At 48.2% G+C, this 11,503-nt stretch carries 10 protein-coding genes; all 10 read right to left on the bottom strand.

Annotated elements, in window-relative coordinates:
* Positions 1 to 522: 522 nt before the first annotated feature.
* The 10 genes from guaB to sigK all read right to left on the bottom strand — a co-directional run bounded on the left by guaB (position 523) and on the right by sigK (position 11,476).
* Entirely contained in the window at positions 523 to 1,977 is a 1,455-nt protein-coding gene (gene guaB / locus HMPREF0980_RS02380) for an IMP dehydrogenase (protein WP_049727535.1), read from the bottom strand.
* A 119-nt stretch (positions 1,978 to 2,096) separates the two neighbouring features.
* Positions 2,097 to 2,585, bottom strand: coding sequence for a DUF6106 family protein (locus tag HMPREF0980_RS02375; protein WP_049727534.1), 489 nt, complete (start codon positions 2,583 to 2,585; stop codon positions 2,097 to 2,099).
* A gap of 114 nt (positions 2,586 to 2,699) precedes the next feature.
* Positions 2,700 to 4,325 carry a chaperonin GroEL gene (gene groL / locus HMPREF0980_RS02370; RefSeq protein WP_049727533.1) on the bottom strand — a complete coding sequence of 542 codons (1,626 nt, stop codon included), beginning with the start codon at positions 4,323 to 4,325 and terminating at the stop codon, positions 2,700 to 2,702.
* A 47-nt stretch (positions 4,326 to 4,372) separates the two neighbouring features.
* The gene (locus HMPREF0980_RS02365; protein ID WP_049727532.1) at positions 4,373 to 4,657 is read right to left on the bottom strand and encodes a co-chaperone GroES; all 285 of its coding nucleotides are present in this window, start codon (positions 4,655 to 4,657) and stop codon (positions 4,373 to 4,375) included.
* 112 nt (positions 4,658 to 4,769) lie between these two features.
* Positions 4,770 to 5,075, bottom strand: coding sequence for a hypothetical protein (locus HMPREF0980_RS02360; protein ID WP_049727531.1), 306 nt, complete (start codon positions 5,073 to 5,075; stop codon positions 4,770 to 4,772).
* Between the two features lie 58 nt (positions 5,076 to 5,133).
* Positions 5,134 to 5,916 carry a GTP-sensing pleiotropic transcriptional regulator CodY gene (gene codY / locus HMPREF0980_RS02355; protein ID WP_049727530.1) on the bottom strand — a complete coding sequence of 261 codons (783 nt, stop codon included), beginning with the start codon at positions 5,914 to 5,916 and terminating at the stop codon, positions 5,134 to 5,136.
* A 67-nt stretch (positions 5,917 to 5,983) separates the two neighbouring features.
* Entirely contained in the window at positions 5,984 to 8,062 is a 2,079-nt protein-coding gene (gene topA / locus HMPREF0980_RS02350) for a type I DNA topoisomerase (RefSeq protein ID WP_049727529.1), read from the bottom strand.
* 41 nt (positions 8,063 to 8,103) lie between these two features.
* Entirely contained in the window at positions 8,104 to 9,186 is a 1,083-nt protein-coding gene (gene dprA, locus HMPREF0980_RS02345; protein WP_049728297.1) for a DNA-processing protein DprA, read from the bottom strand.
* A gap of 10 nt (positions 9,187 to 9,196) precedes the next feature.
* A complete protein-coding gene (locus HMPREF0980_RS02340; protein ID WP_049727528.1) occupies positions 9,197 to 10,732 on the bottom strand; it encodes a YifB family Mg chelatase-like AAA ATPase in 1,536 nt (511 codons plus the stop codon).
* Positions 10,733 to 10,906: 174 nt separating this feature from the next.
* On the bottom strand, positions 10,907 to 11,476 hold the full coding sequence (sigK, locus tag HMPREF0980_RS02335) for an RNA polymerase sporulation sigma factor SigK (RefSeq protein ID WP_049727527.1): 570 nt from the start codon (positions 11,474 to 11,476) through the stop codon (positions 10,907 to 10,909).
* Between the last annotated feature and the right edge of the window lie 27 nt (positions 11,477 to 11,503).

Raw genomic sequence — 11,503 nt, 5'->3', positions numbered from 1 at the left:
CTTGTGTGGCTATATGAATAAAAGATGCGTCAAGTTGAAACCCTTGGCGAAATGGAATTATAATGAGGAAGAGCCGGTATCAGGTACAGGGCTGTTATGTGAGATAACATCCCTTGCCTGACTCCGGCTCTTCCAGCAGCAACGGCGTGTACGCCTCGCTGCAAACGTTTAACTACGATAATATACAACGTTTTAAACTGTATGTGCTGTATACACTAAGCTTGCTACCATTTTCCATCTAGCTGACGCAGCCAGCGTTCATCCGCTGGCCAGTAACGTCACACGGCCGCTCACGCCCTTGTTAGTAAAGTAGATAGCGGACGGGGAGCCGGGTGGGAGATGCGCAGGTGTAAGCGGGAGAGGCGGAGAATCCTTTCCGTAGCCCTTATCCTGCGGGATGCAAGCCGCTATCGGCGCGCATTCCGGAGGGTTAGGGATACGTGAAATAGTCGGAGCCTCGTACGCATCGAAGCATCTGCCACCCGGCTCCCCGCACGCCGCCTAATTTACTTAAACTCCCATTTATTCATCTACGCTGTAGTTCGGCGCTTCTTTCGTTATGTGTATATCATGGGGATGGCTCTCTTTTAATGATGCCGCTGAAATCTTTACAAACTGTGCCTTTGTCTTCAAATCTTCGATAGTGCCGGTTCCGCAGTATCCCATACCGGAACGCAGGCCGCCCATAAGCTGGAATACCGTGTCCTCGACCGTTCCCTTGTACGCGACGCGTCCTTCCACGCCTTCCGGTACAAGTTTCTTGGCGTCTGTCTGGAAGTAACGGTCTTTGCTGCCGTTTTCCATAGCCGCGATGGACCCCATTCCGCGGTACACTTTATATTTCCTTCCCTGGAACAGTTCAAATGTTCCGGGGCTCTCATCACAGCCGGCAAAGATGCTGCCCATCATACAAACATTGGCTCCGGCAGCAATTGCCTTCGTCATATCGCCAGAGTATTTGATGCCGCCGTCTGCAATAATCGGGATACCATACTTGTCCGCAACTTCATAACTATTCATAACAGCCGTAATCTGCGGCACGCCGATGCCTGCCACGATACGGGTCGTACAGATGGAGCCTGGACCGATACCTACTTTGACCGCATCTACCCCGGCTTTTATAAGCGCTCCGGCACCTTCTCCGGTAGCGACATTCCCGGCAATCACCTGAAGTTCCGGGAACTTCGTCTTCACCATATCCACAGTCTTCAGCACATTGGCTGAATGGCCGTGAGCGGAATCCATGACGATTACATCAACCTTGGCATTGACAAGTTCCTGCACACGGTCGATACAGTTGGCCGTGATGCCTACAGCGGCGCCGCAGAGCAGACGCCCTTGTTCATCTTTCGCAGACAGAGGATATTTTATCTGCTTTTCAATATCTTTTATCGTAATGAGCCCTTTCAGGTTAAAATCTTTATCTACAATCGGAAGCTTCTCTTTGCGTGCCTTCGCCAGAATCTTCTTCGCTTCGTTCAGCGTGATGCCTTCCGGCGCGGTGATTAGCCCTTCAGAAGTCATAGATTCTTTGATCTTCTTTGAGAAATCTTCCTCGAATTTCAAATCACGGTTCGTAATGATGCCGACTAACCTTTTCCCCTCTGTTATCGGCACACCGGAAATCCGGAACTTGGACATAAGGTCATTGGCGTCTGCCAGCGTATGTTCCGGTGACAGATAGAAAGGATCTGTAATTACCCCATTTTCAGACCGCTTTACCTTGTCCACTTCCTCTGCCTGCTGTTCAATAGGCATATTCTTGTGGATAATACCGATTCCGCCCTGTCTCGCCATGGCGATAGCCATACGGTGCTCCGTAACCGTATCCATGCCTGCGCTCATCATCGGTATATTCAGCTTGATATTCTTCGTCAGATATGTTGACAGGTCAACTTGGTTTGGAATCACTTCTGAATAGCCTGGTACGAGCAGAACGTCATCAAATGTAATACCTTCTCCAATAATTTTTCCCATGATACTTTTATCCTCTCTTTCTTCCATCTGTTGTTATGATTTAACTGCTATAATAACCAATGATACCCGTACTTGTCAACCGCTTTTCGTTTTCTTTTTACAGATGTCTGCGGAATATGCTACTGGGCCACCTTTCTCGGCGCCAGCATCTTAAATCCTTCTATTATCGTATCATTGGGCTCAAATATCACTTTCTTCTTCTGTCCCCTGTCGACGACGACCAAGGCGTAAAGACGCGCCCCTTCGCTCCTCGAGCTGAAGTCAAATGTCTTTGCGTCCGCATGCTGCCGCAGTTCCAGATCCCTTACAGGCGCCAGAAGTTCCAAGTCGTTGACATGTGCGGAAAATACTCTCTTTCGCTTCGCCTTGTTCATAATCTTATCAATATCCAGATCCCCGTTCACATACAAGTATTCATATTCTACATTCATTCTTCTGAACATGAAGACATCCAGTACGATCATTCCCACCGGCAGAATGATTCCAAAAGGGAACATAAAGACGATAAGGACCGATACGATGGTGAGCGCCACAAGCAGCGCCTTGATGAACACATCTTTCATATCTGTCCTTTTCTTTACGAGTTGTTCCGTATAATAATCGCTCATCTGCAAATCCTCCAAAATAATAGGTGTAATTATTGTAACACATATTATGGTAAAAAGAAAACTCCTCGTGAGAGGAGTTTTCAAAATTTTCATACTTTATAGAGAAGCCGGTGATTACATCATTCCCATGCCACCTGCGCCGCCTGCCGGCATAGGCGGTATATCTTCTTTGATATTGGCAACTACAGATTCTGTCGTAAGCAGTGTGGAAGCAACGCTTGTAGCGTTCTGAAGCGCACTTCTTGTCACCTTGGCAGGATCCAGGATGCCGTTTTCTACCATGTCTACATACTCTTCTGTCAGTACGTCAAATCCTGTTCCTGATTTGGATTCATTTACTTTGTTGATAATTACGGAACCTTCCAGCCCTGCATTAGCCGCAATGTGGAACAGTGGAGCTTCCAGTGATTTCAATACGACGTTAGCCCCTGTCTTCTCATCGCCGGTAAGCTTCTGCGCAAGCGCTTCCACTTCTTTGGCTGCATGGATGTATGCAGAGCCGCCACCTGCGATAATACCTTCCTCAACAGCAGCTCTCGTTGCTGCCAGAGCATCTTCCATGCGGAGCTTCGCTTCCTTCATCTCTGTCTCTGTCGCTGCCCCTACACGGATAACTGCAACGCCACCTGCCAGCTTGGCAAGTCTTTCCTGTAATTTTTCTCTGTCAAAATCAGATGTCGTCTCTTCAATCTGCTTCTTAATCTGAGACACTCTGTCTGTAATCTTATCTTTTTCGCCCATACCATCAACGATAACCGTATTTTCTTTCTGCACTTTGACGGATTTCGCACGTCCAAGCTGATCCATTGTCGTCTCTTTCAGGTCAAGGCCAAGCTCTTCTGAAATCACCTGTCCGCCAGTGAGGATTGCGATATCCTGCAGCATCTCTTTTCTTCTGTCTCCATACCCCGGAGCTTTGACAGCCGCGACATTGAATGTACCGCGCAGTTTGTTCACGATCAATGTCGTAAGCGCTTCACCTTCGATATCCTCTGCGATGATAAGAAGTCTTGAACCGGACTGTACAATCTGCTCAAGCAGCGGGAGAATCTCCTGGATGTTGGATATCTTCTTGTCTGTAATGAGGATATATGGGTCCTCCAGGTTAGCTTCCATCTTATCCATATCTGTAGCCATATATGCAGAAATGTATCCACGGTCAAACTGCATACCTTCTACAAGGTCAAGTTCTGTCTTCATCGTCTTGGACTCTTCAATCGTAATAACGCCGTCGTTGGATACCTTTTCCATCGCGTCCGCTACCATCTCTCCTACCTCCTGGTCTCCTGCGGAGATAGCGGCAACTTTGGCAATCTGCTCTTTGTCCTTAATCTTGCTGGACATTCCTGCAATGGCTTCTACTGCAACATCTGTTGCCTTCTTCATTCCTTTGCGGAGAATGATCGGATTGGCGCCAGCCGCCAGGTTCTTGATTCCTTCGTGCACCATCGCCTGTGCAAGCACGGTAGCTGTCGTCGTTCCGTCACCTGCCACATCGTTCGTCTTAGATGCAACTTCTTTGATAAGCTGAGCTCCCATATTCTCAAATGCATCCTCCAGCTCAATCTCCTTGGCAATCGTAACACCGTCGTTTGTTATCAGCGGTGCCCCGAAAGATTTGTCGAGCACTACGTTGCGTCCTTTTGGTCCAAGCGTTACCCTTACCGTATCTGCCAGCTGATTTACTCCTGATTCTAATGCTGCTCTTGCTTCAGCGCCGTATTTAATTTCCTTTGCCATAATTATCTGCCTCCTAAATTATATTAATGTTTCTTATTCAAAAGCTGTTACTTAAGTATTGCCAGGATGTCATCCTGCTTTACAATAATAAACTCTTCTTCGTCAACCTCGACTGTCGTGCCGGCATATTTGGAATAAATAACCTGCTGTCCTTCTTCTACGTTCATCTGGACTTCTTTTCCGTCCACTACCCCACCAGGCCCTACAGCTACTACTTCCGCCTGCTGTGGCTTCTCTTTTGACTGACCCGGTAATACGATACCTGACTTTGTAGTCTCTTCTGCAACTAATTGTTTCAATACAACTCTGTCTCCTAATGGTACTAATTTCATATTTATTCCTCCTTATTGTTATCTATTTTGTCAGCACTCGCAAAAAGAGAGTGCTAAAAGACTCTAGATATAAAATAGCACTCTCTTTTTATTTTGTCAACACACTTTATATTTAGTTTACAACTTTTTTATAAAATCCGTTCTTGAGCCGGAACACCATCACCCGGCCAAGCTTGTTCCAGTAGCGTTCCGTTATGCTGCCGCTGCACTCGACAAGGCCTTCCTCTGCCGCTATCGTACATCTGTAGATTCCGTCCAGGGAAAATACCGGCAGCTCCGTCCTTTTAGATAATAAATATATCCGTTCTTCCTCTGGTTTATACGTGATTATTTCGCATTGATATATTGTCTGATCAAAAAAGCCCTCATCGAGTATCATCCGTTCCATCTGCATGTCCACAGGCCTTCCCTCGTACATAATAACTGCTCCCTTCAAAATAAGGGTATCAGTTTCCCGATACCCTTTTATTTCTATATTATTTCATTCGCTCAGCCTTGATCCTCTCAAGCTCTGTAAATACATAATCATTCACCACTTTGATATAGGTGCCCTTCATTCCGGAAGACCGCGACTCGATGACGCCTGCACTCTCAAACTTACGCAGCGCATTGACAATGACTGACCTTGTGATTCCAACCCTGTCGGCAATCTTGCTCGCCACCAGAATGCCTTCGGTTCCATCCAGCTCCTCAAAGATATGGATAATCGCCTCCAGTTCAGAATATGAGAGCGTGCTGATGGCAGACTGGACGATATGTTCCTTCCTCGTCTCCTCGGCACTCTCTTCATTGACAGACCGGAGCATCTCCAGACCGACTACCGTGGTCCCGTACTCGCTCAAGATGATATCGTCTATCTCGTACATTTCATCCTTCTTATAGATAAATAATGTGCCGAGCCTCTCACCCGCGATATCGATGGGGGTTATGATGGCCTGATAGCCCTTTACGGCATCTTCAGAAAATCCGAGCGTCTGAAGGTTTACATTCTCCTTCGTGGACAGTATGCTCAGAAGCCGTTCATTCAGCATCTCATCGATATGCTTGCCGACTTCCTGCTCAATCAGCTCCCTGATAACCGGCACGCCGTCTGCCCTGCTTCCTCCAAGAATCTTACCCTTCTTGCTCACCACCAGCACGTTAGATTCTAATATCTCTGTGAGCACTTCACATATATCGTTAAATACTACTTTGCTGGAATTATTATTATGAAGTAATTTATTGATTTTTCTGGTTTTATCTAACAATTGTACACTCATTCACATTCCTCCATCCTTTGAATGCTATATTATCATACAATTCATTTTTTTTCAATCAATTTCCTAATTATTTTTTACTATTTTCCCTATTTTCTACATATCCACATTGTTCGCTGCTGCAGAGCAGTTTATTTCCCTTTTCGACCATATAGCTTCCGCATCGGGGGCACTTTTTCGTGGATGGTTTCTGCCAGGACATGAACTCGCAATCCGGATTGTCTTCACATCCATAGTATTTCCTGCCCTTTTTCGTCTTTCGGATGACTACATCCTTGCCGCACACAGGGCACGGAACGCCTACCTTCTCCAGATAAGGTTTCGTATTCCTGCAGTCCGGGAAGCCCGGGCAGGCAAGGAACCGGCCGTGTGGACCATATTTTATGACCATATTGCGGCCGCACTGGTCGCAGACGACATCCGTCACTTCATCCTCAATCTTGACCTTCTCCAGCTCTTCCTCTGCAAGATTCACTGCATCTTCCAAATCTGGATAAAAATTCTCAATAATCGTCTTCCACTTTACCTTGCCTTCCGCCACTCCGTCCAGCAGGCTTTCCATATTGGCGGTAAAGTTTACATCTACGATACTCGGAAATGACTGCTTCATCATGTTGTTCACGACTTCGCCAAGTTCCGTTATATACAGATTCTTGTTTTCTTTTGCCACATAACGTCTTGCAATGATCGTGGAGATTGTCGGCGCATACGTACTCGGACGGCCGATTCCAAGTTCCTCCAGCGTCTTCACAAGCCCGGCCTCCGTGTAGTGTGCCGGCGGCTGTGTAAAATGCTGCTTTGAGTCAAAACTTTCTTTTGTGAGCTTCGTGTCCATATCAAGGCCTCTGAGCAGTACGTTCCCTGTCTCTTTCTCCTCGTCCGCCTCTGTGTATACAGAGCGGAATCCTTCAAACACAATCTTCGAGGCCGCCACTGTAAAGCGGTAATCTCCCGCCGCAATCTTTACAGATGTCGTCTCATATCTTGCCGGCTGCATCCTGCTTGCCACAAAACGTTTCCATACGAGCTGGTAGAGGCGGAACTGGTCTCTGGAAAGAGATTCTTTCATAGCGGCCGGCGTCCTCGTCACATCGGAAGGACGGATGGCCTCATGTGCGTCCTGTATCTTTTTGTCGTCTTTCCCTTTTGTGCTGCCTGCTGCTACATATTCTGTTCCGTAATGCTCCCCGATATACGCTCTTGCGCTTTCATCGGCCTCCTCCGATATTCTAGTTGAGTCTGTACGCAGATACGTAATCAGGCCGACGGTTCCATTCCCTTTGATGTCTATCCCTTCATAGAGCTGCTGTGCAATCCTCATCGTCTTCTGTGTCGCGAAGTTCAACGCTTTCGAAGCTTCCTGCTGGAGCGTGCTCGTCGTAAAAGGTACCGGCGCTTTTTTCACCCGTTCCCCTTTTTTGATATCCGCAACAGAATAGTCCGCTTTTTCTACTTCTGCCAGTATCCTGTCCAGTTCTTCCCTGGAGCCGATTGTCATCTTCTTGTCTTTCGTACCGTAGAATTTGGCTGTCAGAAGCTTCTTCTCACCTTCTACGTTCAAATTCGCATCCAGGGTCCAGTATTCCTCCGGAATGAAGGCGTTGATTTCTTCTTCCCTGTCAGCGATGATTCTGAGCGCAACCGACTGTACACGGCCGGCGCTTAACCCTCTTTTGACCTTGGCCCACAGCAGAGGGCTTATCTTATAACCCACGACACGGTCGAGCACGCGCCGGGCCTGCTGCGCGTCTACCAGATCCATATCGATTTCCCTTGCATTTTTCAGGGAAGCTTTTACTGCACTTTTTGTAATCTCGTTAAAACTGATACGGTATACTTTTTTATTTTCCAGCTTCAGTGCCTGCTTCAGGTGCCATGATATGGCCTCACCCTCACGGTCCGGGTCTGTCGCCAGATATATCTTATCGGCTTTCTTGACTTCTTTTCTCAAGTTGGCAAGAATCTCGCCCTTACCCCTGATGGTGATATATTTGGGTTCATAGTCATTCTCCGGATCCACGCCGAGCTGGCTCTTTGGCAGATCCCTCACATGACCGTTCGATGCGGTCACCGCATAATTGCTTCCCAAAAACTTTTTTATTGTCTTCACCTTGGCAGGTGACTCCACGATTACAAGATTACGCGCCATATATTGCTTCCTCCATTAATAACTAGCCGTCAGTTTTATTTTCATCCGTTTAATCTCACATAATAATTCTTTGATATTTCCTTGATATATCCTTGCAGTTCCAATGTGACCAGACGCTCCAAAAGCTCCCCGGGGGCTAATCCGGTCTCCCTTGAAAGCTGGTGCATGCTCTTCGGACATAAACCGAGACAACTATACACCATATTTTCGGGACTTTCAAGCATTTTTTCATTTTTGTCAGATTTTTGTCCAAAGCTGTTGACGTGCATACCCATATCCGCAAGAAGCTCATCCGGTGTAGAAAGAATGCCCGCACCCTGCCTGATCAGATTGTTGCATCCACGGCTTAACGGACTTGTCACAGGTCCTGGAAGTACGTAGATATCCTTTCCCTGTTCCAGTGCAAAATCGGCTGTGATAAGGGAGCCGCTTTTCTCTCTTGCCTCCATGATGAGCACGATGTCGGCCAGCGCGCTTATAATCCGGTTCCGTTCCGGGAAATAAGCGCGCAGCGGCTGTGTACCGGGGGGATACTCAGACAGGAGGCCTCCCTGCTTCTGTATGTCCATGTACAATCCGATATGCTCCCTTGGGTAGCACAGGTCTGCGCCGCAGCCAAGCACGGCGTAAGTGCCGCAGCCTGCATCCAGTGCCGCTCTCTGTCCGGCTCCGTCGATGCCGAGAGCCATGCCGCTGATAATCTCTACGCCTGCCTGCGCCAGCCTTCTGGAAAACTTTTCCGTCTGCTCTATACCATATATGCTGCATCTTCTTGCTCCCACGATAGCCGCCGCAGGTTTGCCAGGGTCGGGAAGACGCCCTTTTACATACAGGGCGTAGGGCGGGCCTGCCGTTTCCTTCAGCCGCCCAGGATACCCTTCGTGAAAATAGGGAACGATGCTTATATTCTTATCGCATAATTCTTTGTAATTCTTTTCCACATCCCATGATATACGGGATGCAATGACCGCCTCAGCTTCTCTCGTGCTTAGATACTCCGTAAAATAAAGTCTCGTTTCTTCTATATAATATATCTGACTTGCATCTGTATATTCGGAACGAAGCATAATTTTTTTACGGGCGGGCACGTGCCTGACGCTAGCAAGCCAGTATTCATAAGCCATTTCCATGCATTTACCTCCCCCAATACTTTTTATTCATCATCCTATATCCGATCGCCTCTCTGATATGTGCCGCGCTGATGTTATCAGCTCCCGCCAGGTCGGCAATCGTTCTGGCTACCCGGATGGTCTTATGGTATGTTCTGGCAGTAAGCCCGAGCCTTTCAAATGCCTGTTCTATGACAGATTCTTCTTCAGTGCCAAGGCTGCAGTAATCCTTCAGCTCTCTGGCAGGCAAGGACGCATTGGTCATCAATCCGAGTGTTTGATACCGGATTTTCTGGCGCTCTCTTGCCCGGCATACACGTTCTCTTATCGTTTGTGAGCTTTCACTCCCATATTCTACTTTCAGGCTCCTGTAATCCACTCTCGGAGCCTCCACGCATATATCAATTCTATCCAGAAACGGCTGGCTGATTTTGGCGAGGTAGTGCTGGATCTGTCCCGGCGTGCAGGTGCAGCGTTCAAGATCCGGGTAATTCCCGCACGGACATGGGTTCAGGGCGGCAACGAGGATAAAATCGGCAGGAAATACGTAACTTCCATGCTTCCTTGTAATCCGTATCGTTTTCTCTTCCAGCGGCTGCCGCAGCACCTCCAGTACTGGCTTCTGAAATTCTGTCAGCTCATCCAGAAACAGCACCCCGCCGTGTGCCAGACTGATTTCGCCCGGAGATGGTATCATCCCTCCTCCGATGAGGGCACTCCTCGTAACCGTGTGATGTACGCTTCTGTACGGTCGATCAGCCACGAGGGGATGTTCCTTGTCCACCAGTCCCATAATGCTATATACCTTCGTAATCTCAAGGCTCTCTTCCAGTGTCAATGGGGGAAGTATCGTCGGTATCCGTCTGGCTATCATCGACTTTCCACTCCCCGGAGGTCCGACCAGCAGGACATTGTGCCCTCCCGCTACGGCAACTTCTACGGCACGCTTCACTGCTTCCTGCCCGTGTATCTCTCTGTAGTCAGGCTGCGGCCCGGCGGAGCCGCACAATCTATGTGGCGCCTTGTACTGTTCTGATTCCAGCTCAAGTAAGCCGTTGAGAAAATCATATACTTCTTTCAGCCATTCGGCCCCGATAATCTTGATGTCCTCTACAAGGGATGCTTCTGCCGCATTGGCTTTCGGAAGGATGCATGTATGGCACCCTGCTTCCCGGGCTGCCATCACGACAGGAAGGATGCCCGCCACCTCCCTCAGGCGGCCGTCCAGGCTCAGCTCGCCGATAATAAGCGTATGTGCAAGACTTTCCTCCGGCACAAGCGCCAGTGACGCCAGGATAGCCGCGGCAATCGGGAGGTCGAAGGCCGCGCCTCTCTTCTTCACGGTCGCAGGCGACAGATTGATGACTATCTTTTTCGCCGGAAGCTCTATCCCGGAATTGCGCACTGCAGTGCGCACCCGCTCAGATGCTTCTTTTACCTCTGATGACAGGTAGCCTACCATATGGAACATCGGAAGGCCGTTGCTGATATCTGCTTCCACATGGACGAATTCTACCGAAAGCCCTTCTATGGCCGCAGACAGTACTGTACTGAAACTCATTCGCATTCTCCTTTTCATTTTTTCATATTGCTTTTTGTAGGGTCGGTGGCCGATGCTGGCCGGATTTGCCTTTCCGGGGTCAGAATGCCCCGCAAAATGTAGAATTATCATAACGAATATGGCGGATGATGTCAATAGAACGGCAAAAAGTGCAATAGAAAAGCCGCGCGGGTATTAAAAATACTCGCGCAGCTTTTCTATTGCACTTTTTTCAATCCTTGACACATAAGAACGAGAGATGCCTAAGCGTCTGGCTATCTCCCGCTGCGTATACTCTTCTTCATTATACAGGCCATATCTCATCTTCAGTACAAGACGCTCCCTCTGTGAGAGCTCTCCTTCCACCTTCTCATAAAGAAGCCGTATATCATCCTTCAGTGCAACTTTTCTGTGTGCATCATCCTCGTCGGTCTCGATAATGTCAAACAGCTGGATTTCATTTCCTTCGCGGTCTGTACCTATCGGTTCGTAGAGTGATACTTCTTTGGATGACTTCTTTTTTGAACGGAGATACATCAATATCTCGTTTTCGATACACCGGGCTGCATAGGTGCCGAGGCGGACGCTTTTATCGGGGTTAAAGGTCACCACAGCTTTTATAAGCCCAATCGTGCCGATAGAGAGCAGGTCTTCGTTGTCTTCTTCCAGTGACTGGTACTTCTTAACGATATGGGCAACGAGGCGCAGGTTCCGTTCTATGAGAACATGTTTTGCTTCAAGGTCTCCCTCCGTATATTTTTGCATGTAATATCTTTCTTCCGAGGCAGTGAG

Origin of the sequence: Dorea sp. D27, assembly GCF_001185345.1 — a bacterium.
GTDB lineage: Bacteria > Bacillota > Clostridia > Lachnospirales > Lachnospiraceae > Extibacter.
Note: the sequence above shows the minus strand (reverse complement) of the source record. Positions and strands in the feature narration are given on the sequence as shown.